The 25,513-nt window shown below is 42.8% G+C and carries 21 protein-coding genes and 1 tRNA gene; 13 read left to right on the top strand and 9 right to left on the bottom strand.

The features are described 5' to 3' along the window. Positions 1 to 79: 79 nt before the first annotated feature. Both PQ461_RS13645 and PQ461_RS13640 read right to left on the bottom strand, forming a co-directional pair. Positions 80 to 841, bottom strand: a complete 762-nt coding sequence (locus PQ461_RS13645; protein WP_274206078.1) for a response regulator transcription factor — start codon at positions 839 to 841, stop codon at positions 80 to 82. A 3-nt stretch (positions 842 to 844) separates the two neighbouring features. Further along, positions 845 to 4,018, bottom strand: a complete 3,174-nt coding sequence (locus PQ461_RS13640) for a ligand-binding sensor domain-containing protein (protein ID WP_274206077.1) — start codon at positions 4,016 to 4,018, stop codon at positions 845 to 847. Between the two features lie 190 nt (positions 4,019 to 4,208). Between PQ461_RS13640 and PQ461_RS13635 the strand changes: the two genes are divergently transcribed. The 6 genes from PQ461_RS13635 to PQ461_RS13610 all read left to right on the top strand — a co-directional run bounded on the left by PQ461_RS13635 (position 4,209) and on the right by PQ461_RS13610 (position 13,564). After that, positions 4,209 to 7,364: a SusC/RagA family TonB-linked outer membrane protein gene (locus PQ461_RS13635; protein WP_274206076.1), complete on the top strand. Its 3,156-nt coding sequence runs from the start codon at positions 4,209 to 4,211 to the stop codon at positions 7,362 to 7,364. Positions 7,365 to 7,382: 18 nt separating this feature from the next. Beyond that, positions 7,383 to 8,918 (top strand): RagB/SusD family nutrient uptake outer membrane protein, encoded by a 1,536-nt coding sequence (locus PQ461_RS13630; RefSeq protein WP_274206075.1) that lies wholly within the window; start codon positions 7,383 to 7,385, stop codon positions 8,916 to 8,918. Positions 8,919 to 8,982: 64 nt separating this feature from the next. Continuing rightward, a complete protein-coding gene (locus tag PQ461_RS13625; RefSeq protein WP_274206074.1) occupies positions 8,983 to 10,212 on the top strand; it encodes an exo-alpha-sialidase in 1,230 nt (409 codons plus the stop codon). Between the two features lie 25 nt (positions 10,213 to 10,237). Beyond that, positions 10,238 to 11,278 carry a glycoside hydrolase family 43 protein gene (locus PQ461_RS13620; protein WP_274206073.1) on the top strand — a complete coding sequence of 347 codons (1,041 nt, stop codon included), beginning with the start codon at positions 10,238 to 10,240 and terminating at the stop codon, positions 11,276 to 11,278. A gap of 31 nt (positions 11,279 to 11,309) precedes the next feature. After that, positions 11,310 to 12,386 (top strand): glycoside hydrolase 5 family protein, encoded by a 1,077-nt coding sequence (locus PQ461_RS13615; protein ID WP_274206072.1) that lies wholly within the window; start codon positions 11,310 to 11,312, stop codon positions 12,384 to 12,386. Between the two features lie 8 nt (positions 12,387 to 12,394). After that, entirely contained in the window at positions 12,395 to 13,564 is a 1,170-nt protein-coding gene (locus tag PQ461_RS13610) for an aldose epimerase family protein (protein WP_274206071.1), read from the top strand. Between the two features lie 73 nt (positions 13,565 to 13,637). On the opposite strand, the gene PQ461_RS13605 is transcribed toward PQ461_RS13610, so the two are convergent. Then, positions 13,638 to 14,111 carry a hypothetical protein gene (locus tag PQ461_RS13605; protein WP_274206070.1) on the bottom strand — a complete coding sequence of 158 codons (474 nt, stop codon included), beginning with the start codon at positions 14,109 to 14,111 and terminating at the stop codon, positions 13,638 to 13,640. A 101-nt stretch (positions 14,112 to 14,212) separates the two neighbouring features. On the opposite strand from PQ461_RS13605, the gene PQ461_RS13600 reads away from it, so the two are divergent. From PQ461_RS13600 to PQ461_RS13590, 3 genes are all read left to right on the top strand, one after another. After that, positions 14,213 to 14,638, top strand: a complete 426-nt coding sequence (locus PQ461_RS13600; protein WP_274206069.1) for an OsmC family protein — start codon at positions 14,213 to 14,215, stop codon at positions 14,636 to 14,638. Between the two features lie 19 nt (positions 14,639 to 14,657). Continuing rightward, positions 14,658 to 15,839 carry a trans-sulfuration enzyme family protein gene (locus PQ461_RS13595; RefSeq protein ID WP_274206068.1) on the top strand — a complete coding sequence of 394 codons (1,182 nt, stop codon included), beginning with the start codon at positions 14,658 to 14,660 and terminating at the stop codon, positions 15,837 to 15,839. A 175-nt stretch (positions 15,840 to 16,014) separates the two neighbouring features. Beyond that, the gene (locus tag PQ461_RS13590) at positions 16,015 to 17,373 is read left to right on the top strand and encodes an OmpA family protein (RefSeq protein ID WP_274206067.1); all 1,359 of its coding nucleotides are present in this window, start codon (positions 16,015 to 16,017) and stop codon (positions 17,371 to 17,373) included. Positions 17,374 to 17,441: 68 nt separating this feature from the next. Here the strand turns inward: PQ461_RS13590 and PQ461_RS13585 are convergent, their stop codons facing one another. After that, positions 17,442 to 17,825: an SRPBCC domain-containing protein gene (locus PQ461_RS13585; RefSeq protein WP_274206066.1), complete on the bottom strand. Its 384-nt coding sequence runs from the start codon at positions 17,823 to 17,825 to the stop codon at positions 17,442 to 17,444. 54 nt (positions 17,826 to 17,879) lie between these two features. On the opposite strand from PQ461_RS13585, the gene gpmA reads away from it, so the two are divergent. Further along, the gene (gene gpmA, locus PQ461_RS13580; protein WP_274206065.1) at positions 17,880 to 18,569 is read left to right on the top strand and encodes a 2,3-diphosphoglycerate-dependent phosphoglycerate mutase; all 690 of its coding nucleotides are present in this window, start codon (positions 17,880 to 17,882) and stop codon (positions 18,567 to 18,569) included. Positions 18,570 to 18,604: 35 nt separating this feature from the next. Here gpmA and PQ461_RS13575 read toward each other — a convergent pair whose 3' ends face one another. Both PQ461_RS13575 and PQ461_RS13570 read right to left on the bottom strand, forming a co-directional pair. Then, complete coding sequence (locus tag PQ461_RS13575; RefSeq protein WP_274206064.1) at positions 18,605 to 19,054, bottom strand: c-type cytochrome; 450 nt, start codon at positions 19,052 to 19,054, stop codon at positions 18,605 to 18,607. Next, positions 19,054 to 20,334 (bottom strand): PQQ-dependent sugar dehydrogenase, encoded by a 1,281-nt coding sequence (locus tag PQ461_RS13570; protein ID WP_274206063.1) that lies wholly within the window; start codon positions 20,332 to 20,334, stop codon positions 19,054 to 19,056. Before PQ461_RS13570 ends, PQ461_RS13575 begins: the two co-directional genes overlap by 1 nt. Positions 20,335 to 20,607: 273 nt before the next feature. Between PQ461_RS13570 and PQ461_RS13565 the strand changes: the two genes are divergently transcribed. Continuing rightward, positions 20,608 to 21,420 (top strand): hypothetical protein, encoded by an 813-nt coding sequence (locus tag PQ461_RS13565; RefSeq protein ID WP_274206062.1) that lies wholly within the window; start codon positions 20,608 to 20,610, stop codon positions 21,418 to 21,420. Positions 21,421 to 21,497: 77 nt separating this feature from the next. Here the strand turns inward: PQ461_RS13565 and PQ461_RS13560 are convergent, their stop codons facing one another. Together PQ461_RS13560 and PQ461_RS13555 are read right to left on the bottom strand one after the other, a co-directional pair. After that, on the bottom strand, positions 21,498 to 22,448 hold the full coding sequence (locus tag PQ461_RS13560; protein WP_274206061.1) for an aldo/keto reductase: 951 nt from the start codon (positions 22,446 to 22,448) through the stop codon (positions 21,498 to 21,500). Between the two features lie 4 nt (positions 22,449 to 22,452). Beyond that, positions 22,453 to 22,695 (bottom strand): hypothetical protein, encoded by a 243-nt coding sequence (locus PQ461_RS13555; RefSeq protein WP_274206060.1) that lies wholly within the window; start codon positions 22,693 to 22,695, stop codon positions 22,453 to 22,455. 103 nt (positions 22,696 to 22,798) lie between these two features. Between PQ461_RS13555 and PQ461_RS13550 the strand changes: the two genes are divergently transcribed. Continuing rightward, a complete protein-coding gene (locus PQ461_RS13550; RefSeq protein ID WP_274206059.1) occupies positions 22,799 to 23,746 on the top strand; it encodes an MBL fold metallo-hydrolase in 948 nt (315 codons plus the stop codon). A gap of 228 nt (positions 23,747 to 23,974) precedes the next feature. Further along, a tRNA-Ser gene (locus tag PQ461_RS13545) sits at positions 23,975 to 24,062 on the top strand. A gap of 165 nt (positions 24,063 to 24,227) precedes the next feature. Here PQ461_RS13545 and PQ461_RS13540 read toward each other — a convergent pair. After that, on the bottom strand, positions 24,228 to 25,430 hold the full coding sequence (locus PQ461_RS13540; protein WP_274206058.1) for a GTP-binding protein: 1,203 nt from the start codon (positions 25,428 to 25,430) through the stop codon (positions 24,228 to 24,230). Positions 25,431 to 25,513 lie beyond the last annotated feature (83 nt).

Here is a 25,513-nt window from a genome sequence, read left to right as displayed (position 1 = left end):
ACTAACTAATTTAACGATATTATACAGCATATAAAGAGCAGCTTTTTAAAGCTGCTTTTTTCGTTTAGTACTTTTGTAATCAAACCCTTATCTGGTTCAGATAATCAGTAGGCGCCATACCAAATTGTTTTTGAAAGTTTCTGCCGAATACCGTTTGCGAAGTATAGCCAACCATTTCTGCAATCTCAAATATCTTGTAGTCGCCGAGCGAGAGCAATTCCGCGGCCTTTTTTAAGCGGGCAATGTTAATCAGTTCGTTAGGGGTAAGGTCTGATATGGATTTGATCTTGCGATAAAGCGTAGGCCGGCTCATGTTCATAATGTCTGCCAAATGCTCTACATCAAGGTTTACGTTGGTGATGTTCTGGTGGATAATCTCGTTCAGTTTTTCTAAAAAACTTTCATCTGCTTTTGAATAGGCCATTGTTTTAATATGTACTATTGGTGAGCTGGCGAAATAAGCCTTCATCTGGTCGCGGTTCTTAAGCAGATTAGCTATCTGTGCCTGCAGGTGTTTTGGCGAAAATGGTTTATCGATGTATGCATCGGCGCCAAACTCAAGGCCGTCAATTTTAGATTGCAGCGTATTTTTTGCAGTTAGCAGAATAACCGGGATATGGCTGTAGTGAATGTCCGACTTTAATTTCTGGCAAAGCTCAAAGCCATCCATTTCGGGCATCATAATATCTGTTATCACCAACTGAACAGGCTCTTGCTCCAGGGCTTTAAGCGCATCAAAACCATTGGTGGCAGTGCGTACTTCGTAAGTTTCTTCAAGGTCGTCCGAAATAAAGCTTAAAATTTCTTCATTATCGTCAACTAAAAGTATAACCGGTTTCATAGATCAAATATTGAACTCAAAGTCCTGGTGAATGGGTAATGTTAAAGCAAAAATATTCAGGTTGTTATCGGGATGGGCTAAAATCAGTGTCCCCTTATGCAATTCGGCCAGGTAGCGGGCAAGGGGCAGCCCTATGCCTGTACCCGATTTTTCTTGAGCTTCCTTCATCCTGAAAAAAGTCTCAAAGATCTTTTCCCGCATGTGCCCGGGAATCAAATTACCATCGGTCTTAACAAATATAGTAAATGTATTTCCAGGTTCACCTGTCAATAATTGGATGATCGCTTTGGATGCTGCATATTTCACAGCATTATCCAAAAGATTAGATAAGATCTTACTCATCGCCTCTGTATCAACGTAGGCAAAAAACCGTGGCTGTTCGCTTTCAAATTTTAGGCTCAGTTTCCGTTGCTGCGCTGCATCTTTAAAGCGGATCATACTTTCTTTGATCAGTGCTGCAATGTCCGTTTTAACATAATTTAAAGAGAAGCCTTGTGTTTCGGTTTTGCTAAAGTCAAGCAATTGGTTGGTAAGTGTCAGTAATCGTTGTGTATTGCGCTCCATTATTACTAAGTTTTTTTTTACCTCGGGCACTAAAGCGGCCTTCTGCATCACTTTTTCCATTGGCCCTACAATCAGGGTAAGGGGAGTGCGTATCTCATGTGCTACGTGCGTAAAGAAGGAAATTTTTGCGTGATAGATCTCACGTTCTTTTTCGTTCTCCAAAAACTCTATACGGCGTTTGTTCTTTTGCTCGGTGCGTTTATGATAATTTCTTACAAGCAGGTAAATCACAATCACTACGATGAGAAAGTAAGTAAAATAAGCCAGGTTGCTTTGCCAAAATGGGGGCAACACTATAATGGTAAGTGATACCTGATGCCTGCTCCAGATACTGTTATTATCAGATGCTTTTACATTAAAAGTATAAGTGCCCGGCGACAACCTTGTAAAGTAAACCTTACGGTTGGTATTAAGGTATACCCAGTCTTTATCCAACCCAACCAGTTGATAAGCATAGCTGGTAATTTGAGGCGAGGTATAGCTTAAAGCTGCAAAATCTATGCTGAAAGAAGATTGGTTGTAAGCTAGTTTAATGGTATCAGTAAAGGAGACGGATCTTTTTAAAGGCGATTTGTCAGGCGCTATGGTGATCTCTTTATTGTTGATCTGTATGCCTGTGATATAAACCGGCGGTTGGTAGTTATTAACCGTGAAATTATCAGGATTAAATTTGATCATCCCTTTTACGCAGCCAAAATAGATGTTTCCTGATTGATCGCGGTAGGCTGAATTGTAATTAAACTGATCGCTCAACAAACCGTTGGCTTTTGTATATACTTTAATGCTGTTGTTTTGTAGACGCAGCGAAACAAGGCCTTTTGATGTGGTAATCCAGAGATTTTTCCTGGCATCCTCGCGTATGGCATAGATCACATTACTTGGCAAACCTTGTGCAGTAGTAAAATGCTTAAACGTTTTACTTTTAGCATTATACAAGTTTAAGCCGTTTTCTGTAGCAAACCATAACTGCCCACTGTTATCCTGAAAGATCATATTGATCTTATTATTGCTGATACTGGTTGCCGACCTCTCCTCGTATTTAAAAAAGCCGGATGTATTGTTCTTTGTATTGAAGTAATAAACGCCATCGTGATAGGTGCCGGTCCAGATAGCGCCGTCCTTATCTTCAAAAATGCTTGTGTAAAACAGCGTAGAAGGTACATGTTTAACCGGGGTAAAATGCCGGGTGGCCAAATTAAAATAGTATAAACCCCTTGATGTGCCGCAAATGATTTGCCTGCTGGCTGTTTTATAAAGGGTATAAAAGAAGTTGCTTTTGAGTACAGTGTCCTTACTTACGGTGTAATGATCGGTTACCTTACCTGTACTGGCCTGCATCAGATCCAAACCGTGTTCAAATGTACCGATCAGCAAGTAATCGCCAACTGTAAGTAAACCGTGTATGTTGTTGGTTGAGATATCGGCGGCTTTACCAGCCGATTTATAATTAGTAAATGTGCCCGATTTAGGGTCTAAGCGGTTCAGCCCGGCATCCTCTGTGCCAATCCATAACTTACCTTGCGGATCCTGGCAGATCTCGCGTACCGCATTTCCACTGATGGAGTTTTCGCCAACCTTGGGGAAGTACTTTTCAAAGTAAGTGTATTGCTTGGCGTAGTAATTTAACCCGCCAAAATACGTCCCCGCCCATATACCACCTTCGCGGTCTTTGTAAAAGGTATACACCGCATTGTCAGACAGTGAGTAGGGGTTATTGTACTGCTTATGTTGCAGTGTAATATCGCCTGTCTGGGAATTATAAATATAAATGCCCGATTCTGTTGCAATCCAATACTCGTTTGCTGATTGCTTGACAAAGTCGCGCACAAAGATCTCGGTGCGGTCATCATTATAAATTTTAAGGTCTTTATAGGTACCCGTAATACAGTCCAGCAATTTAATACCCTGGTTAGATGTACCTACCAGCAGCTGATTATTGCCAGCATCATAAAGTCTTTGTATCCAGTAAGCAGTGGCGTTTGGCGAATGACTGAAAAGATCATAAGCTTTAAAGGAGTTGCTTTTTGCATCGTACTTTTCAATATAACGGTTAGCCGTGGATACCCATAAACTACCGTTTCCAATAGTTAAAGAAACAGCATTGGTAATGGTATTTTTTAATGGTAAAAGTTGCTGCGCCTTGCTGCTATATTTATATAAAACTGTGCCTGCGATAAACCAAAGATTGCCTTTATGGTCTTCAGTGATGTCGCGTATTTCGTTATCTGTTCCGGGTTTAAAATAAGTGAAGCTTTCTGTAAGGGCATTGTATTGATAGATGCCGCGGTCTGTACCTATCCAAAGTTTTCCGTTATGATCCTGATAAAGGCAATAGATAATATTACTGCCAATGGTATCTGCTTTGCCTTGAGTATTTCTGAATACCTTAAAAGTATATCCGTCAAACCGGTTTAGTCCATCCTTAGTGCCAAACCACATAAAGCCATACTTGTCCTGAAGCGAACACAGTACCGCATTGTTCGATAGTCCGTTTTCAACCTGGTAATGCGTAAAAGAATAAGACTGGCCTTTTGCTTTAGGGCTTAGTGTAATAAGTACAATAATTAAAGTCAGGAAGTAAATAAATACTCCCTTTGCTTGTATGGTTTTCAAAATCAATAATTAGTTACAAAAGGCTTATAATGCTTAAAAATAGCAACTTCAAATCTACTTGATTCAAAAATGAGACAAATTGATGAAAGATTGATACAAATCAGCATATAGGCTTAGTGTTAATAGTTTCATCTTTGGTAGCATAACCAAGGGCCTTCCTATGGGCCTTAACTTAAAAACCAGTTAAATTATGAAAGAACTTTTACTTCACTTTACGGGTATGGTGTGTCCGCACCCTTCGCGTGTAAAAGCCAGGCATTTTTACAAAACCGCAATGAGCTTATTGCTGATGCTGGCCATCAGTACAATAGCGTTTGCACAAAGCAGCCAGGTTACTGGTCGAATAACTGATGCAACAGGCCAGGCCTTACCCGGTGTTACCGTACGAATTAAGGGGACAACCACAGGTTCGGTAACCGGCGTTGATGGCCGTTATACGGTTAGTGTTACCGATCCGGCTACAAGCCTGGTATTCTCATTTGTAGGATATGTTCCACAAGAAATTAAGGTTAATGGCCAAAAAGTAATCGATGTGCAAATGCGCGACGATGCCAAATCACTGAATGAGGTTGTGGTGATCGGTTACCAGACGATCAGAAAAAGAGACCTTACCGGTGCGGTATCAACTATTAGCCCCGCAGAAGCTAATAAGGTAACTGTCAATTCGGTAGCCGAATCTTTACAGGGTTTGTCGCCAGGTGTTACGGTGCGTAATGGTGGTGCGCCGGGGCAGCAATCTGTGATAGAAATCCGTGGTGTAGCAAGCTTTATCAACTCGTCTCCGCTTTATGTAATTGACGGGATGATTGCTGATGCAAACACTACTGTCAACAATGATGATGTAGAAACTATCCAAATCTTAAAAGACGCTTCTGCATCTGCCATATATGGCTCGCGTGCGGCCAATGGCGTGGTGATCATCACTACTAAAAAGGGTAAAAAAGGTGCGCCTAAAATTGAGGTAACCGCTAAATATGGTTCGCAGCAAATCCCTAAAAAGTGGGACGTAATGAACAGCACCCAATATGCTGCCACCAAAAAACAGCAGTATCTCAATTCAGGTTTGCCTGTTCCGGCAAGTGTGGGTTCTGCATTCAACCCGGCTATCAATACCGACTGGCAAAGCCTTGACGAGCGTACCGGTAATGACCAGGATTATAACGTGGCATTGTCGGGTGGTTCTGATAACTCTACTTACCTGGTATCGGGCAGTTATTATCGCAATCAGGGTATCTTAAAAGGTTATTCTTTCAATCGTGCCAGTTTCAGGGTAAACACCGAAACTAAAAAAGGCCGTTTAACAATAGGAGAGAACGCCTTATTAACCAACACCAATAACTACCATCCAAACAGGGGCAACGCGTTTTACGATCTGCCGCAGCTATTGCCTACAGTACCCGTACAAGGCAGCCAGTTTATAGATAATTCCTCATCATTCGGCAACATGGGTTACAGGAACCCGGCAGGCTGGAGTACCGGTACAAACGATATTGGTTCAGATCCTAACCGCGACGTAACCTATGCTTATAACTCAATAGCCATTAATGACCTTAGCCAGGGCTATAACAACTATGCAAAGGTTTTGGGTAATGCTTTCGCGCAGTTAAGGTTATTCGACTGGTTGGATTATAAATTTAACGTAGGTGTTGAAGCCAGTTTCGATTATAACCGCGATTTGCGTAAAGATGGTATATTTTCATATGCTGCACAGCAAGAACTTAGCTACATTGATGAGGACAGGGAGCGTTTTCGCAACATCCTGTTAGAGCATACATTAAATTTTAACAAATCATTCGGCGATCATACCATCAACGGCGTTGTGGGTTATACTCAGCAGCATTACTACCGCGACATGAACGATGCGCGCAAAACCAATCTGCCAATTTACAATGGACAGTATTTAACTGAAATTGATGCGGCAAGCGGTTCGCCGTCAGCCGCGGGACGTGTATTGCAGGACGACAAGATCCATAGCTGGTTAGGCCGCGTGAATTACAGTTATAAAGACAGATACCTGTTAACTGCTTCTGGACGTATCGACCAGGATTCGCGGTTCGGCCCGGACTATCGTACTGGTTTCTTCCCGTCTGTGGCAGGTGCATGGCGCATCAGCAAGGAAGACTTCTTTAAAGTTGATTGGGTAGATAACCTGAAGATCAATGCATCATACGGTGTGTTGGGTATTAACACCATCAACTCATACCAAAACGTAGGTTTGATCAATAACGCGCAACGTGCAGTTTTTGCCAACGATATGATCTATACTGGCTCTTACCAGGCACAATTATACAATGCCGATCTCCGCTGGGAAAAACGCAAGGTAACCAACATCGGTGTGGATGCAAGTTTCTTTCACGACAGGCTTTCTATATCGGCTTCGGTTTACAAAAACATCTCTAAAGATGTACTTGTAAACCAGGTGTTGCCTCAATACTTAGGTAACTCTGGCGGTAACCCTCCTGTAAATGCGGCCTCCATCAGCAATAAAGGGCTCGAATTGGAAGCTACTTACCGCGATAACAGCAACGCATTTAAATGGAGCATATCAGGCAATATCACTACTATCAAAAACAAAGTACTTGCATTGGGTAACCAGGGTGTAGGTGTAAACTATATTCAACAGGGCAGCACCCGTTCAGAAATTGGGCATCCGCTCGGTCAATGGTATGTATTAAAAGACATCGGAATATTCCAAAGCCAGGACGAAATCAATAATTACAAAAGAGCCAATGGCGATGTAATTGAACCTTTCGCAAAACCGGGTGATATTAAGTTTTATGCTAACCCGAACGGTAAAGGTACCATCAACAACAACGACCGTGTGTACAATGGCTCACCCTGGCCAACCTTACAATCAGGCTTGCAATTTAACGGTGCCTACAAGCAGTTTAGCTTTGGATTGCAGTTGGTGGGAGTATTTGGGTTGACTATTTATAATGATGTGCGCCGAGTATTGGATAGCTATCAAAATTCAAACTTCCGTACTGCCATTAACCCATGGTCGCCAACTAATACCAGCGGAACAGACCCGCGCCTTGGCATAGCCAACGGTGATGCAGGTATTGCTAATAACAACACTCCGGAAAGTTCACGCTGGTTAGAGAACGGTTCATACGGCCGTATCCGTAACCTCGAGCTGGGCTACCAATTATCAGGTAATGTGTTAAAGCAACTGCATATCTCAAGCGCCAGGATATTCATCAGCGGACAAAACCTGTTGACGGTGACCGGCTATAAAGGTCAGGACCCTGATGTGGTAGGTAACGGTATCTTACAAAGAGGTGTTGATGCCGGTAATTGGCCATCGAGCCGTATTTACTCAATTGGTATTAACTGCGGATTTTAATTTAAAGGAGCTTAAACAATGAAAAAATTTATCATATTATTTGTTGCAGCTACGGTAATCATTTCCGCCGGCTGTAAAAAAGACCTGGATGTGCAGGACCCTAATGCACCTACAACAACTATATTCTGGAAAAGTGCAAACGACGCACAACTGGGCGTAAATGCAATTTACAGTACCTTCCATCGTGCGGGTATCTGCCGCTGGTTTTTCTTCGCCACCATGATTCGTGCCGATGAAGGGTGGAGCACCAGCCCTGATGCTAACCTGCAGAATAACTTCGACCAGTTCATCAATAACGATTATAATTACGGCAACTTTACCGGTATCTGGAATGACCTGTATGTTGGTATTGCTCGTTGCAACCAGGTATTAGATAACGTGCCGAACATCAACATGGATGCAAGCCTTAAAGCCCGCTATCTGGGCGAAGCAAAGTTTCTTCGTGCATTATTCTATTACCACCTGGCATCTTTATGGGGTAACGTGCCATTACAGTTAAAAAGCTCAACGCCTACAGATCTGCCGCCAACTTCGCCACAAAACCAGGTTTGGGCACAGGTAGAAAAGGATCTGGCTGATGCCGCTGCTTCTTTACCTGCATCGTATACAGGTAACGATGTTGGCCGTGCAACTAAAGGCGCTGCAAATGCTTTGATGGCTAAAGCCTACATGCAACAGCATAATTACCAGGCTGCGTTACAGCCTTTATTAGCAGTTATCCAGAGTAACGTGTATTCTTTAAGGCCAAATTACCAGGATAATTTCCTGTCGACAACAGAGTTTAATTCAGAGTCTGTTTTTGAGTATGGCAATGCATTAAACCCTAATGATAACCACGATGATGATACCCAGTTGTCTAATCAGGACAACCTGAACTATGGTTCATCTATTCCGCCGTTTTTTGCACCACGTCCGATAGGCTTTACCGATGGGCAGGCAAGGCGCTGGCTGGTTACCGAATTTGAAAAGGAAAAAACAGCCGCAGGTGCGCGAGACCCACGTTTAGGTGCCAGCCTGTTATTTGATTCTACAGATGTAAGAGGGCCGCAATTCACCATGATCTATGGACAAACCTTTGCTTCAAGATATGGTAGCACACCAAATTCAGATGTGTGGTTCAGAAAGTTCCTGAATGATAACAACGGTACTGCTACCGGCGATAGTTTCCACTCGCCAAACAACTACCGCTTTATCCGCTATGCCGATGTTTTACTGATGTATGCGGAGTGTTTAAATGAAACCAATTCAACTGCAACTGCTTACCAGTATGTAGACCAGGTTCGCGCACGTGCAGGCTTAGCGCCGCTGGCAACCGTTATGCCGGGCATGAGCCATGATCAATTTCTGGCACAGATTAAGCATGAACGTATTACGGAGTTGACAGGCGAAGGGCACCGTTTCAACGATCTGGCACGCTGGGGTGATCTGGGAACTAACTTAGCTACTCGTGATGCAGGTTTCAGCCACTTTGTAAAAGGCAAGCATGAGCTGTTGCCAATACCACAACAAGATCTTGATATCAACCCAAATCTTAAACAAAATCCGGGTTATTAATAACTCAGATCAGGGCACCCTTAGTAAAAGGGTGCCCTTTAGTACATTTTAAAATTGTGACGATATGAATAGGAGCAAGCGATTTATTTTACTGGCATCATTGGCATTAGCGGGCTTGTCGGCCTGCAAAAAAGATTCCGGCAACTCTGGCGGAGGTGGTGGTGGCGGAACGGTCCCTCCGCCAACCAATCCAAGCACTCATGCAGATGATGTACCTGTATCAGACAACAGCACATCATCGGTTAATATTACCTGGGATGCAACTGCAAAAAAACTATCGCACGATGTTTATTATGCCGAATATGGCAGGATGCGCCGTGTAAATAGCAGCACCTTGGTACTTACTTATCATTGCGGTGGTGCAGGCGATTATTGGAATAATATTGCGTTCAGGAAAAGTACCGACAATGGCGCTACCTGGTCTGATGCGCAGATATTGATGACCAGCAATGTGCCAGGCTATTATGGATTTTCTGATCCGGATATTTTAGTGTTGCAGAACGGCTGGTTAATGCTTGCATATGTGGGCCGGGGCAACCCTGACGACAATGCGCACGACAACGTACAAATTCGCATTAGTAAAGACAATGGTACAAGTTGGAGCGATCCAAAGATAATTGCCTTGGGTCGGTCTTGGGAGCCGGGCATGGTTCAATTGGCTGACGGTGATATTGAAATGTTCTACTCGAGCGAGGCTGGTTGGTGGCCAAGCAGCAGTCCACAGCAGGATATTCTGTTTATTCATTCAACCGATAACGGCACAACCTGGACATCACCTAAAGAAGTCGCATTTGCGACCGGTTACCGTGATGGTATGCCTACCCCGCTATTGTTAAAAGACAATAAAGGCATTGTGTTTCCAATTGAGTCTGTAAATAATACCAAGTCTCCCTGGGTGCTTTGGTCATCCACAGACGCCCGTTGGAATTACAGCGGCAACGGATCAACGCAAAATAACAGGCGATGGCTGGCTACCAGCGATAATGTATTTGGCGGAGCGCCATATATGGTTCAGCTTTCAACCGGCGAAACCTTGCTTTCGTTCCAGGATGGGGGTGGCCGCAACATTGGCGCCGACTGGAAAAAAAGCACCATGCTGGTTTATAGGGGTAATACAGTAGCTAATGGATTCCATCGCATTAATGATCCGTGGCCTAATTTGCCGGTTACCGAAGGGGCTTACTACAGTTCTATGTTTTTAAAAGATGATAACACAGTTGACCTGATCACCACCAGGAATTTTTCTGATGGACATAGCGAAGTGTGGTTGAAAGAAGGGCATATCACTCGTTAACCAGGTTCAACTTAAATAAATACAAATGCTTAAAAAATTAGGGTGCATTATATTCGCACTACTGGCGTTTAATGTTGTTAAAGCGCAAACAGATACCTTTACTAATCCGCTGCTGCCATCTGGCGCCGACCCCTGGATCATTTATAAAGACGGTTACTACTATTACACCAATACACTTGGCAACCGCCTGGCGATATGGAAAACCAAAAATGTAGGCGATTTAAAAACAGCCGAACGTAAAACAGTTTGGACACCGCCCCAGGGTACTGCTTACTCGCGCGAACTTTGGGCTCCAGAGCTTCATTTTATTAAGGGTAAATGGTACATGTATTTTGCTGCCGATGATGGTAGCAATCAGAACCATCGCGTTTATGTATTGGAGAATTCGTCAGCTGATCCTCTGTCAGCCAATTGGGAGTTTAAAGGCCAGTTAACCGATCCTTCAAACAAATGGGCTATTGATGCCTCTGTTTTTGAGCATAAAGGGCAATTGTACATGATCTGGTCAGGTTGGGAAGGCGACCGGAACGGACAGCAGAATATTTACATTGCCAAACTTAAAAATCCTTATACGGTAGAAGGCAAAAGGGTTTTAATATCCCAGCCGCAGTATGAGTGGGAGAAACATGGCGACCTGCACGATTCGGGCAATCCCCCGCATGTGAATGTGAACGAAGGCCCTGAAATTTTAGAACATGGAAACAAGCTGTTTTTGATCTATTCCGCCAGCGGCTGCTGGACGGATTTTTACTCGCTTGGGATGCTTACTGCATCTGCTAATAGCAACCTGCTCAATCCGAAATCCTGGAAGAAATCACCCCAACCGGTATTTAAGCAAAGCGCAGAGAACGGCGTTTACGCTCCCGGTCATAATTCGTTCTTCAAATCACCCGACGGTAAAGAGGACTGGATCCTATACCATGCTAATCCTGACCCGGGTTGCGGCTGCGGGGGCCAGCGTTCGCCGCGTATGCAAAAATTTACCTGGGATAAAAACGGTTACCCTGTGTTCGGAACGCCCGTTAAAACAGGTGAGGCTTTGCCGGTGCCATCAGATACAAAGTAATCTCAAAACTAAATCTTAACTTGATCAGACTATGAAAAAAATGAACAGCTTATTGCTAACTGCTTTGATGGTAGCATCGGCATTAGTTGCAGGTGCACAATCAAAAACGCAGCAAAGCAAAACATGGTCGGCCGCAAAAGCTAATCAATGGTACAGCCAGCATAAATGGATGGTTGGCGCTAATTTTATTCCAAGCAATGCCGTAAATCAGCTTGAAATGTGGCAGGCCGAAACCTTTGATCCTAAAACCATTGACCGTGAACTGGGCTATGCTGAAGGTATAGGCTTTAACACTATGCGTGTGTTTTTGCATAGCGTAGCTTATGGCGTAGATCCGAAAGGTTTTAAATCAAGGATGAATCAATACCTTACCATCGCAAACAAGCATCATATTGAAACCATATTCGTATTTTTTGATGATTGCTGGAACCCAAACCCTAAACCGGGCAAGCAACCTGCTCCAAAACCGGGTGTACATAACTCTGGCTGGGTACAGGATCCGGGTGTGCGCGAAGTAACTGATCCGAAACAATTTAAGACATTGGAAACCTATGTTAAAGATGTTTTAACCACATATGCGCATGATAAACGCGTTTTACTTTGGGATTTGTATAACGAACCGGGGAACAGCAATAAGCTGGATACTTCCTATAACCTGCTTACCAAAGTATTTGCATGGGCGCATGACGTAAGGCCGGATCAACCACTTTCGGCAGGGCTTTGGCGTTGGGATTTTGAAAAGCTAAATACCTTTCAGGCATTAAATTCTGATGTAATTACTTACCACGAATATGAAGACAAGGCAGCTCACGAAAGGGTATTGCAATTAATAAAAACGCATGGCAAACCAATGATCTGTACCGAGTATATGGCCAGGAGAAACAATAGCTTGTTCTCAACCATACTGCCATTACTTAAGAAGGAGCATGTGGGCGCAATTAACTGGGGATTGGTTACCGGTAAAACAAACACCAAATATGCATGGGATACCCCAATGCCCGATGGTGGCGAACCTAAACTATGGTTTCATGATATATTTTATCCAGATGGCAAGCCTTACAAGCCCGAGGAAACAGAATTTATAAAGAAGATCACCTCTGAAAAATAACATCCACTATGAAAACGTATACATACTTAACGGTACTGGCCATTGCTGGTTCATTGGCAGGTGCTGGCTGTAAATCTTCTACTAAGTCCGCTTCAGGTACAGATAGTACTTCATCCAGCCAAACTAAAGCAGACAGCTCTAAAGGTTTTGAGAAATCTGTTGATGGTAAGCAGGTGCATCTGTATACGCTAGAGAATAAAGATCATATGAAGGCCGCCATTACAAATTATGGCGGCAGGTTGGTCAGCCTGATTGTTCCGGATAAAGATGGCAAACCTACAGATGTTGTTGCCGGATTTGATAGTGTAGATGGCTACATCAATTCTACCGAGCCGTATTTTGGTGCCACCATCGGCCGTTACGGAAATCGTATAGCCAAAGGCAAATTTACGCTTGATGGAAAAACATATCAGTTAGCTATCAACAATCCTCCTAATACGCTTCACGGCGGCAAAAAAGGGTTTCAGGCAGTAGTATGGGATGTGCGCCAGATCAACAGTCACGAACTGGAACTGACTTATCTTTCAAAAGACGGTGAAGAAAATTTTCCAGGTAATTTGAAAGTGAAAGTGGTTTATAACCTGCGCGACGATAACGCTTTGCAAATTACTTATGATGCGGAGACAGATAAAAATACACCTGTAAATTTAACTAACCACGCTTTCTTTAATTTGAACGGTGAAAGTAGCGGTAGCATCTTGAACCATAAAGTAATGATTGCCGCAGATAAGTACACGCCGGTTGATAGTACCCTAATCCCAACCGGAAAGATTGAAGCGGTTGAGAGTACACCGTTTGATTTTACCACTGCTAACACCATTGGTGCAAGGGCTAACGATAACAACGAGCAGTTGAAAAACGGTAAAGGCTATGATCATAACTTTGTTTTAAATGCCCATGATGCTAAAAAGCCGGTTGCGGTTGTTACCGGTGATAAAAGCGGAATCGTGATGCAGGTGTTTACAGATCAGCCCGGTTTGCAGTTTTACAGCGGTAACTTTATGCAGGCTAAAAATAACATGAAAGGAGGTCATAAGGATGATTACAGAACGGCTTTTGCTATGGAAACACAGCACTTTCCTGATTCGCCTAATCAACCCTCTTTCCCGACCACTATTTTAAAGCCCGGTCAGCACTATCATACAGTATCGGTTTACCAATTCTCGGTGGCTAAATAAGTAATACACTCATTTACAAAAAAATGGCGTGCCGGTTTGAACTGGCACGCCATTCTTGTTTGAGCATTATATTTTAATTTATTGCCGCAATGTTTTTATTGGGTACTATCTGTATGTCGTAGTCTTTCTTTAAAGGGTCTATATTATTATCACCCACAACAATATAAATGTTACCCAAGTCTTTAATGTCATAAGCCTCGGTATCAGGCCCGGCAGCCGAACTTACCTTGAAAGATGCTATCGAGTTTTTGACCAGGTTATACTGTTCCTGTGTATTCGTCTCAATCGAAACAAAGATCTTTTTACCGTCTGACCGTAGGTTGACTTCGTTGTTCAGTCCGCCCGGAAAAGCCATCGTGTATTTCCTGTTCTTTGCAGCAGATTTAACAGTTTGCTGCTTATAGCCTTTGGCTGATAAAAAGGTGTCGGCTTTATTTAGGTTATTGTGCAACAGGTATTTAATGTCTTCGTATGATAAAAGGTTCTTTTGTGCAAATGCATTGAATGAACATGCGGCAATAAGGCAGGTTACAATAATGGATTTCATAGAAATGTGATTTTATTGTAGCAATATCGCTTTTTACCTTATTTTAATTAAATGTCCCGTCAATAAATTATAAATTCGCCATTACATTGTTACTTAATATTATGCAAACCATTGAATTATCTCGTGTTAAAGGCGATTTCGGCTTTGAAGCCAAAGATGCCAACGGTCATGTTGTACGTATGGACAGCAGCCCCGAAAGCGGCGGCTGGGATTATGGCGTACGCCCTATGCAAATGCTTTTGATGGGGCTTGGTGGTTGTGCGGGTATAGATGTAATCAGTATTTTAAAGAAACAGCGCCAGGATGTAAAGGATTATAAAATGACCATCAGCGGTGACCGTGAAGCAGGTGTAGAGCCATCTTTATGGAAAAATGTAACTATCGAATTTCACATTTACGGAAACGTGGATGAAGATAAGGCCCGCCGCGCGGTTGACCTTTCTTTAAATAAGTACTGCTCGGTAGCTGCTACCTTGAAAGGTGCCGGCGCACAGATCGAATCAAAAGTTTTTGTACATAAATCTTAATACTCCTGATCAATATAATATGTCTCAGCAATTAGACCCGGTTACCCAGGCCGTACGCATACAAACCCCACGTTCGCAACAGCAGGAACACTCTACGCCATTATATATTACAAGCAGTTTTGTATTTGACGAAGCCGAAGCGATGCGCGCTGCTTTTGCAGATGAAAGCGATGATAACATTTATAGCCGTTTCAGTAACCCGAATGTTGATGAGTTTGTGAAAAAAATGTGTGCGCTTGAAGGTACAGAAGACGGTTTTGCTACCTCTACAGGTATGAGCGCTATTTTCTCATCCATATTTGCATTGCTGCAACAAGGCGATCACTTAATCTGCTGCAGCTCTGTTTTTGGCAGTACTTTCACTATTGTGACTAAATACCTGCCTCGTTTTGGTATTACCTGCACTTTGGTTGATGCCAATGACCAGGCAGCGTGGGAAGCAGCTGTACAGCCTACTACAAAAATGGTGTATCTGGAAACGCCAACCAATCCGCAGTTAGAAGTAATTGACCTGGAGTGGGTAGGACAGTTTACCAAGAAGCATAACCTGATCTTAAACGTAGATAATTGTTTTGCTACACCGTTACTACAACGCCCGGTTGAATTTGGTGCCGATTTGATTGTACACTCAGCTACTAAGTGGATTGACGGGCAGGGTAGGGTATTAGGTGGTATCGTTTTGGGCCGTAAGGATCTGATCCATGAGATTTACCTGTTCTGCCGTAATACCGGCCCTGCAATGTCGCCGTTTAACGCATGGGTATTAAGCAAAAGTCTGGAAACGCTTGATGTACGCATGGAGCGCCACTGCGCGAATGCTTTAAAAGTAGCAGAAGCATTGCAGAATAACCCTAATGTTTCGTGGGTGAAATATCCTTTCCTGAAAGGGCACCCGCAGTATGATATTGCTCAAAAACAAATGAAGCAGGGTGGCGGTGTATTATGTTTTGAAATTAAAGGCGGTGTAGTTGCAGGCCGTAAGTTTCTGGATGCCTTGCAATTGTTATCAGTAACAGCCAACCTGGGTGATAGTCGCAGTATTGCATCGCACCCGGCAAGTACCACACACTCTAAACTAACCGAAGAACAACGTTTATCAGTTGGTATAACACCGGGCTTAATCCGTGTTTCGGCAGGTTTAGAAAAGGTAGATGATATTATAGCTGATATTGAGCAGGCACTTGCTCAGAGTGCTTCATAAGCATCGGCTATTTTTACATATAATGTTGTAGGCTACAGGCTACAATTGTAATAGGAAAGTTACAGTTGTAGCCTTTTTTATGCATATCTGTGAATAGTTTAAAACAAATGGCATACATGTTGCGTTGCTCGGGCAAGCAGTTTTATTGACTGCTTACCGACTTAATCATTACATTATGAAAATTAACTTTAACAAATCATTGCTGTTACTAAGCGCTCTGCTGGCAGGTAACAAGTTGATGGCACAAACAGACTCTCTAAGCAAAAGTGATTATGTACAGCCTTTCGCTAAAGGCGCACAGTTCCGCACCTGGTCAATAGGTGTTGACGGAGGACTATTAACTCCATACACAATTTTCCGTGGTCATGATGATTACCGTACACCTAATAGCAATGTTGGCTACGGTGCATACGTTCGTAACCAATTTTCTCACTCATTTGCAGGTCAGTTAAGTTTCTTCCGCGGTAACGTTGAAGGTACAGGCCCTGTTCCAAGTGCTGAAGCATCTATCCGCGACAGCTACAAAACACAAATTAACTATGCTGTTGACTTAAGCGGCCAATTTACTTTAGCTAACATTAGCTGGAGAAATCAACAAAACGCTATTCAACCTTATTTCTCTGCCGGTTTCGGTTTAATGGGTTTCCAACCAAAATTACGTGCTGTAGGCACAAATACCGAGGTTGATTACAAACCAAACGGTAGCGTTAAAGCTGCTTACATCCCGGTAGGTTTAGGCCTTCGCTTTAACTTAGGTGATGTAGTAGGTTTAAACGTTGGTTACCAGGTTAACTTTGTTGACGGTGACAACTTTGACGGTTACACTATTGGTAGCAGCAACGATAAATTCTCTTACGCACACATCGGTTTAGAGTTTGCGTTGGGTAAACGTTCAAAACCACAATTAGTACGTCATAATCCAGTTAACTCTATGCGTACTGAGTACTTAGTAAAAGATATGCAGTTACAAAACCAGTTAGATGCTGAGCGTGCTGCAAATCAGCAATTACGTAATGATCTGAACAACACTAATGCTAACCTGTCTGCTTTAAATTCAAAATTAACTGCTGACAGCGATGGTGACGGTGTGCCGGATATCTACGACAAATGCCCTAACACTCCTGCAGGTACTAAAGTTGACGGTGCTGGTTGCCCATTAGCTCCTGCTAAGATCATCATCACTGAAGAGGATAAGAGAGTGGTAAGAGAAGCGATCAAAAATCTTGAATTTGATTTTGGTAAAGCTACCATCAAAGCACATTCTTATGCAAGTCTTGACCGTGTTGCTGAGATCCTGATGAACAAAAACTTCAGCCTGAAATTAGCTGGTCACACAGATAATGTTGGTTCAGATGCGGCGAACATGAAATTATCTAAAGACCGTGCAGAAGCCGTTAAATCTTACTTAGTAAGCAAAGGCGCTAACGAGTCACGTATCGAAGCTGTAGGTTATGGCGAAACCCAACCAATTGCTTCTAACAAAACTGCTGCCGGACGTCAGAAAAACCGCCGTGTAGAGTTTACTTTATACTAAGCAACAATTGCTCTAAAAACAGAAAGCCGTTCCTGAAAAGGAACGGCTTTTTTGTTGCCAGTGTTTTATTATCCGAAGGAGAAGAAATCGATAAGGCCGCCAAAATATGAATCGGTCCAACCTTCAGTTATATCATTGTAGGCCTCGTCTGGTATGTTGGTATGCCTTAGTTCTGCAGATGTTCCATCTTTATCTTGGTGGAGTTTAATGGTAACCATAGAAGGCTCATCCTGGCCGTCGAAATACCATTGCTGTACAATTTTCTTTCCGGCTTCAAACTCGATGTTTTTGCCTACGATGCTACCATCCCACATCGAAAACTCGGTCCCCGGTTCGGTCGACATTTCAGCAGGTTCGCCAGTCCAAAGCTCAATAGTAACCGGATTGGTTATGGCGTTATAAACGTCCTCGGGCGAAGCCGGGATCAAATAATATTTTTTAAAATCTTTCACACCGCAAGTTAACAATATTAAAACCGGGTATACAAATTCTGGTTATATTGGCGTATGCAAAAATTAGTTTTATTGCGCCACGGCGAAAGCGAGTGGAATAAAGAGAACCGTTTTACAGGCTGGACAGATGTAGACCTGTCTGAAGAAGGTATGCAGCAGGCGAAAAAAGCAGGTGAGCTGCTAAAAAAGCATGGGCTAGATTTTGATGTAGCTTTTACCTCTGTTCTAAAACGAGCTATTAAAACATTGCACATTGCCCTTGAAGAACTGGACATGCTTTGGATACCCGTGCATAAATCATGGCGTTTAAATGAACGTTTTTATGGTGCTTTGCAGGGTTTAAACAAACAGGAAACCATTGATAAATACGGCGAAGAACAGGTGCATAAATGGCGCCGCGACCCACATGAGCATCCGCCGGAGATCACCGAACAGGATGACCGTTTTCCCGGCCACTACCTGCGTTATAATGATCTTACTTACCGTGAGCTGCCGTTAACCGAAAACCTGAGCGAAACTTTAGACCGCGCTTTACCTTTCTGGCACGAAAGTATTATCCCTGCCTTACGGCAAAATCAAAAAGTAATCATCAGCGCGCACGGTAATAGTTTGCGTGCATTGATCCAATATGTTGAGAATTTATCTGACGAGGAAGTCACTAAGCTTGATATACCTACAGCAGTGCCGCTGGTTTATGAACTGGACGACAGGCTGAACAGCATCAGGCATTACTATTTAGAATAAACAAAGAAGGTTCATCAATTGATGAACCTTCTTTGTTACTTGGCAGCTCTTAGCTTCGTGACCTCTGCTGTTTTAACAGCACTTGCCTTATTACCGAAACTATTGCGCACGTAAGTTAATACGTCTGCAATTTGCTGGTCTTTCAGGTAGTCGAAAGATGGCATGGTGTTGTTGTAGTAATTCCCTTCAATCTCTACCTGTTCGCTGAAACCTTTAAGCAGGATATGGATGATCTTTGATTTATCGCCCAATACATAGCTGGTTTTTATCAGCGGTGGGTTCATATTTTGTACACCGCCGCCATCAGCCTGATGGCATGATACACAGTACTGAGTATATAATTTCTGTCCGCTGGCAATTTGTGCAGTTAAGCCGCCACCCGTAGCTGCGGATTTCTTTTTTAGTGTTTTATGCTGTGCGAAACTTGAAGTTGCAATAACAGATATGATAATGAAACTAAGTACCGCCTTAAAATGATTAGACATTATTTTTTGTAACTGATTTTAAAGATTGTTCCTTTAGTGTCGTCGCTCACATATAATGAGCCATCAGGGCCTTGTGCTAAGCCGCATGGCCTGTGGTCTGCACGGCCGCTGCCCGCTTTTTCGGCACTGCCTGCAAAGTTATCGGCAAAAATTTCCCATTTGCCGCTTGGCTTGCCGTCTTTAAATGGTTGAAATACTACAAAGTAACCCGCCTGTGGTTCTGGTGCACGGTTCCATGATCCGTGGAAGGCAATGAATGCACCATTTTTATATTTTTCCGGGAATTGGTTACCGGTATAAAATAACAAGCCATTAGGCGCAAGGTGGCCAGGATAAGCTGCTGCGGGATCAATAGCGTCCTCGCCGCCAGTTTTCTTGCCATCTCCGCCATATTCAGGGGCTAACATTTTTTTATTGGTTTGCCAGTCGTAATAAATATATGGCCAACCTGCGTTATCTCCTTTTTTAATGACATACATACATTCTGCCGGTAAAAGTGCTGATTGCTGTACCGTATAAAGGTTAGGAAAGAGATCATGTAACTGATCGCGGCCATGCTGCATGACAAATAACTGGTTATCCTGCTGGTTCCAGTCAAGGCCAACCACGTTACGCAACCCACGGGCATAATGCACGCCATCGCCATAAGTCTGATTAAGCTTATTGGCTTTAAATTGCCATATACCACCTGCCGAATCAAGGATAGGGCAGCCTTTACGGCCCATAGAACCCGGCTGGCGGTCACGCTCCTGGCATGAGTTTGAATAGGCACCTATATTTACATAGATGTTGCCATCATTATCAAGCACAATAGATTTTGATTCGTGCTGGCGACGGTTGATCAAACCGGTAATAATTTTTTCAGGCTGATCAGGATTAATTACCTGGTTGTTTGCGTCCAGTTTATATCGAAAAACTTCTTCGTTTGATGAGGCATATAAATAACCGTCTTTTACATAAATGCCTGTGCCGCCATAATTACCAAATCCTTTTACCACTTGTGCAGTGCCGTTGGTGCCTTCATGCAACTCTAAAATACCTTTGCCATCTTTTGGGCGGTTTAATTTGGCATAGATGTCGCCTTGTGGCGTTACAAAAATGTGCCTTACCTGGCCAAGGTTGTCAGCTATAATAGATGCATTAAAGCCATCAGGTAATTTTAGGGTGGTGGCAGCATCTGCTTTTGAGGTAGCTGTTTCTTTATCTAACGGTTTAAATGCAAGCAAGCTGCCTAATGCTGCGGCTGCGATTACCGAAGTGATTGCTAATTTGTTTTTCATTGTAATGAGTGTATGTTCAAAAATAATATAATCTATTTCAATTAAATAATATTCAGGTGAATGCAGATAGTAACATTTTTACCACAGAGTAAAATAATTTACCTAATATTATTTCGACTTGATGTTTGATTAGATGCGTTCGCAGAATATAATTTTACTTTTTAGTTTTTAATAAAAACATTATTCCAATTAATATAAATTATAAGAAATAAATAGTTGTTTGATTAAACTATCGCTTGCTTTTTGCAGTCATATCTACAAATCGCAAAAGATATGAAAAAGTTAGCCACAATAATAGCAGTAAGCGCAGGTTTATTAACCTTCAAAGCTGCTGACGCACAAATAGGTTTACATGTAAGCTTTAATTTTGGAAATGTTGTTGCAACACGCCCTGTACCTGTGCAGTACCAATATCCGGCTGATGATAACTGCAACGACTATTATTACCTGCCAGAAGTTGAAGCATACTACAGCATCCCACAACATTGCTATTACTACATGGACGGCAACAGATGGATATCAAACACTTATCTGCCTGGAAACTACAGAAATATGGATTGGCGTTCATTCCGCCACTATGAAGTAAGAGAGGTACGCCCATATATGCACCATGATATGTACCGTGAAAGATTCGGGGGATTTGCCCGCAGATCTGACTGGAACTATGCTAATAATGATCGCCGAGGGGGATACGGTGATTACCGCGGGGGATTTGACCAGCCAAACAGAGGTGATGATGACCGTTACAACAGGGGCCAATGGCGCGACCGTAGCAGGGACAATTTTCAAAACCGCGGCAACCAGTCAAATTATCCTCAAAATGGATATAACCCATACGGCCAGCAACAAGGTGACTACAACCAAAACAGAGGCAACGACAACCGTGGCAACTGGGGTGGAAACCAAAACGGCGGACAGTATCAAAATAACAACGGACAGGGCAGAGGTGGAAATGACAACCGCGGTAAATGGAATGGTAACTCAAACAACCAGCCTGTTAACAATAACGGCAACCGCCTGAGCAATGACCACTTTGTATCCAATGATTCGCCAAGAGGGGGCTTACGCCCAGGCAGGATCTTCTAAAAGCATTATACCCTAATATATACTAAGAAAGGCCGCTGATGTTATAAGGCGGCCTTTCTGTTTTATTGTAGTGCGATTTAATAATCGCTTGCTTTATTAAGTATGGTGATTGCTTCAGTGCTCAGATTAAGTTCAACTGCTTTGGTAATATCATCAAGCTGTTGTACGGATGTTGCGCTTGCAATAGGTGCAGTAATACTTGGCCGGGCAATCAACCAGGCTAATGAAACTGCGGCAGGAGTAGAGTTATATTCGCCTGCTACCTGGTCAAGCGCTTTTAATATAGCATGCCCGCGGTCGTTCAGGTATTTTTTGATACCGCCACCACGTTGGCTTTTGTTCAGGTCGTCTTCTGAACGGTATTTGCCGGTTAAGAAGCCGCTGGCTAATGAAAAGTAATTAATTACACCCAAGCCCTTTTCAATACAAAGTGGTTCAAGGTTTTTTTCAAAATCTTCACGGTCATATAAATTGTATTCGGGCTGTAAGGTTTGGTAAGCGATCAGCCCCCTTGATTCGCTTACATTCAAAGCTTCGCGTAAGCGGTTCTCTGTATAGTTGGAAGCACCGATAGCGCGCACTTTTCCTTCTTTTAAAAGCTGCTCGTAAGCTTCAAAGGTTTCTTCAAATGGGGTTTGCTGATCATCATCGTGCGATTGGTATAAATCGATATAATCTGTTTGCAAACGCTTAAGCGAAGCTTCTGCCGCTTCGATAATGTGTTTTTTGGAAAGGCCTTTCTTGTCTTCAGCCATTGGCTTACCCACCTTTGTGGCAATAATTACATTTTGGCGTTTACCACTTTTGTTAAGCCAGTTACCTATGATGGTTTCCGATTCCCCACCTTTGTTGCCGGGTGCCCATCTGGAATACACATCGGCAGTATCTATAAAATCGAAACCTTTACCGGTAAATGCATCAAGCAATTCAAAAGATTTCGGCTCATCTATGGTCCATCCAAACACATTGCCTCCGAAACAAAAAGGCGCCACCTTAATGCCGGAATGTCCTAACTCACGTTTTTCCATTGTATCAGAGTGTATTTTGTTTAGTTATCTGTTCGGCCAGTTCATCTGCCCATCCTGTAAAGTATGGGTCGCTGCCTGCAATACGTACCCATTGCCCGTTTGAAAGGGCTACAACAAGGGTGATAGTTTCATCAACAGAGATAAATTCATATGCTTGTGTATAGCCATCAATTACTATTGGTCTGGCAATACCTTCAACCGGTCCGTCTGATCCGGTTAATATCACATCGTAAGCTTGTTCGTTCATAGTGGTATAACAGTAAATAAAACTATTGTGTTTAGCGTTTGGATTATATCTATATCATCAAAACTATAAGCTTTTAACATTTGTTGAAAGTGTATAGTCCAAAATGATGATTAAGAAGAATAACGTTAAATATTTTCAGGTAGCACAGGGCGTGTGGGGCATGAAATTAATGTTCGTGAACATTTATATGATTGCCAACCGCCGTGGAGTTGCCAAGGGGTGGGTTTTGATTGACAGCGGCCCACGCGGGCAGTCAAATAAGATTATTGCTATGGCCGAGGCGCTTTTTGGCGCCGGAACTAAACCGTCGGCCATCATATTAACACATGGGCATTCTGATCACACAGGCTCGCTCGAAGCCTTGTTGAAACATTGGGATGTACCTGTGTATGCACACTCGCTCGAGCGCCCGTTTTTAAGCGGGCGCGCCTCATATCCTCCACCAGATCCAACAGTGGGTGGGGGAGTGATGAGCTTTCTTTCATTAACCTTCAGGCGTTCGCCAATTAATTTAGGCAGAAGGCTTAAGGATATTGATGTAAATAAAGGAATACCCGAATTGCCCGAATGGCGCATAATTGAAACTCCGGGCCACTCGCCGGGACAGGTCGCTTTGTTTATGCCTTTAAATACGACATTAATAGCAGGCGATGCATTCTCCACCACAAAGGCAGAGTCGGCAATTTATGCATTGGGTGGGATAAAGCAAATATCCGGTCCGCCAAAGTACTTTACACCCGACTGGCAGGATGCCAAACAATCGGTAGTTAAGCTTGCTAAGCTGCATCCGCGTATTGCAGCGGCAGGACATGGCCCCGTAATGCGTGGTAGAGAGCTGCAATTAGCACTTACCGACTTAGCTGAAAACTTTGAGGCGATGGCTATGCCATCAAGCGGCAGGTATGTAAAAACTCCGGCAATCAGTACAGAAAACGGGTATGTATATGTGCCGCCATTTAAAACTAACCGTAAGTTTTTAGCTACGACAATTGCATTAGGTTTATTTGCAGGACTTGTAGTTACTAAAGCTGTGTTGAAATACAGAGGTTAATCCATTAGGCTTCAGATAGAAAAATTGAGGTCAAAGTGATATTTAAGCAGTTTTCTGGCAAGCGATCAATACGATTAATGCCAGATTTGCTATAAAAATCATGTTTAATAGCGGTCTTAAAAAGATCGCTATTATTTTTTCAGATTGATTTTCAGTAGCTTAAATAAATATTAAAAAAAAGTTAAGATCAAATTTGGCAATTCGTCCCGGTTTTGTACTTTTGCCCCCGGAGAGATGGCAGAGTGGTCGATTGCGGCGGTCTTGAAAACCGTTGACTGTTAAAGGTCCGGGGGTTCGAATCCCTCTCTCTCCGCCAAAAGAATTAGGAAATAGCAAAGGGCTCAAATTATATGATTTGAGCCCTTTTGTTTATACACCCCACCTACTTAAATAACGCATAATAACTCAAGCTGATTGGGTTCTTGCGAGACCTATCGAGGTTGCGTAAATTGAATATGAGAGCCCTCAACTGAGTTTTAAATTAAAGCGAAATGTGGGTCTGAAACGGATCAGCGAATTTTTTACCGTTTATGAAATCACATGCTTCGTCTTCTGTAAGCAGGCAATCTTCAAGATCTTGCAGTAATTGCACCTTGTCCATATCCTGGCCAATAAAAACCATTTCGGTCATTCTGTCGGCCCAATGCTTCACCCATTTACCTTCTATATATTCTTTATTTTCAATGTAGTCGTAGCATTGAATCCGTTCCTGATAAGGCATGCTTACCCACCATACGCCTGCTCTTTCCAGGCGGCTTGATCCGCCGGCTTGCGAAAAATTTAAGGCATCATCTGGCCGCGATGCAATCCAGAACATCCCTTTTGAACGGATAACGTTTTCAGGAAATTCCTCTTTTAACCAGTGCCAGAAACGGATAGGGTGAAAAGGCTTGCGCGCCCTGAAAACTACAGAACTGATACCATATTCCTCCGTCTCCGGTGTATGCTCATTTTCAAGTTCTTTAATCCAACCTGCGGATGCAGATGCTTGATCAAAGTCAAAAAGGCCGGTGTTTAAAATTTCATTAGGTGCTACACGTCCAAAAGCAGATCGTATGATCCTGGCATCAGGGTTTAGTCTTTTTATCAGTGCTTCCAGTAAACTCACATCACCATCTTTCATCAAATCGGTTTTGTTTAAAATGATCACATTGGCAAACTCTATCTGGTCGGTAAGCAGGTTAACAATGGTTCTTTGGTCAGCGGCATCAGCTACCAGGTCCCGGTCTAACAGCCTTTCTGCACTGCCAAAGTCTTTATAAAAGTTATAGCAATCCACTACGGTAACCATTGTATCTAATTTCGAAAAGCGGCTAAGGTCAATGCCTGCATTATCATCAACAAAAGTGAATGTTTGGGCTACCGGAATGGGTTCAGATATGCCTGTGCTTTCAATCAACAGGTAATCAAAACGGTTTTCGTTAGCCAATTTTTCAACTTCTAACATCAGGTCTTCGCGAAGCGTGCAGCAAATACAGCCATTACTCATTTCAACAAGCTTTTCTTCAGTCCTTGATAATGTTTTCTCGTTAGCAACTAATTGGGCATCAATATTTACCTCGCTCATGTCATTAACAATAACGGCAACGCGCATGTCAGACTTGTTATGCAAAATATGATTAAGCAAAGTTGTTTTTCCGGCTCCCAGAAAGCCACTTAAAACGGTTACAGGTAGTTTCTTCATTTCACATCATTAGTATCACAAACATAGTAATAATCTTTTAAATGCAATAATGTTGCATTTAAAAGATTATGTGTAGTTTCGCT

This window comes from Mucilaginibacter sp. KACC 22063 (genome assembly GCF_028736115.1).
GTDB lineage: Bacteria > Bacteroidota > Bacteroidia > Sphingobacteriales > Sphingobacteriaceae > Mucilaginibacter.
This window is presented reverse-complemented; position numbering and strand designations above follow the sequence as displayed.

Bases quoted from the DNA above. Each gene is read 5' to 3' on its own strand.
- PQ461_RS13560 (WP_274206061.1), bottom strand. From the start codon at position 22,448: ATGGAAAAACGTGAGTTAGGACATTCCGGCATTAAGGTGGCGCCTTTT.
- PQ461_RS13590 (WP_274206067.1), top strand. From the start codon at position 16,015: ATGAAAATTAACTTTAACAAATCATTGCTGTTACTAAGCGCTCTGCTG.
- PQ461_RS13630 (WP_274206075.1), top strand. From the start codon at position 7,383: ATGAAAAAATTTATCATATTATTTGTTGCAGCTACGGTAATCATTTCC.
- PQ461_RS13575 (WP_274206064.1), bottom strand. From the start codon at position 19,054: ATGTCTAATCATTTTAAGGCGGTACTTAGTTTCATTATCATATCTGTT.
- PQ461_RS13610 (WP_274206071.1), top strand. From the start codon at position 12,395: ATGAAAACGTATACATACTTAACGGTACTGGCCATTGCTGGTTCATTG.
- PQ461_RS13600 (WP_274206069.1), top strand. From the start codon at position 14,213: ATGCAAACCATTGAATTATCTCGTGTTAAAGGCGATTTCGGCTTTGAA.
- PQ461_RS13605 (WP_274206070.1), bottom strand. From the start codon at position 14,111: ATGAAATCCATTATTGTAACCTGCCTTATTGCCGCATGTTCATTCAAT.
- PQ461_RS13645 (WP_274206078.1), bottom strand. From the start codon at position 841: ATGAAACCGGTTATACTTTTAGTTGACGATAATGAAGAAATTTTAAGC.
- gpmA (WP_274206065.1), top strand. From the start codon at position 17,880: ATGCAAAAATTAGTTTTATTGCGCCACGGCGAAAGCGAGTGGAATAAA.
- PQ461_RS13540 (WP_274206058.1), bottom strand. From the start codon at position 25,430: ATGAAGAAACTACCTGTAACCGTTTTAAGTGGCTTTCTGGGAGCCGGA.
- PQ461_RS13555 (WP_274206060.1), bottom strand. From the start codon at position 22,695: ATGAACGAACAAGCTTACGATGTGATATTAACCGGATCAGACGGACCG.
- PQ461_RS13625 (WP_274206074.1), top strand. From the start codon at position 8,983: ATGAATAGGAGCAAGCGATTTATTTTACTGGCATCATTGGCATTAGCG.
- PQ461_RS13570 (WP_274206063.1), bottom strand. From the start codon at position 20,334: ATGAAAAACAAATTAGCAATCACTTCGGTAATCGCAGCCGCAGCATTA.
- PQ461_RS13565 (WP_274206062.1), top strand. From the start codon at position 20,608: ATGAAAAAGTTAGCCACAATAATAGCAGTAAGCGCAGGTTTATTAACC.
- PQ461_RS13595 (WP_274206068.1), top strand. From the start codon at position 14,658: ATGTCTCAGCAATTAGACCCGGTTACCCAGGCCGTACGCATACAAACC.
- PQ461_RS13550 (WP_274206059.1), top strand. From the start codon at position 22,799: ATGATGATTAAGAAGAATAACGTTAAATATTTTCAGGTAGCACAGGGC.
- PQ461_RS13615 (WP_274206072.1), top strand. From the start codon at position 11,310: ATGAAAAAAATGAACAGCTTATTGCTAACTGCTTTGATGGTAGCATCG.
- PQ461_RS13620 (WP_274206073.1), top strand. From the start codon at position 10,238: ATGCTTAAAAAATTAGGGTGCATTATATTCGCACTACTGGCGTTTAAT.
- PQ461_RS13635 (WP_274206076.1), top strand. From the start codon at position 4,209: ATGAAAGAACTTTTACTTCACTTTACGGGTATGGTGTGTCCGCACCCT.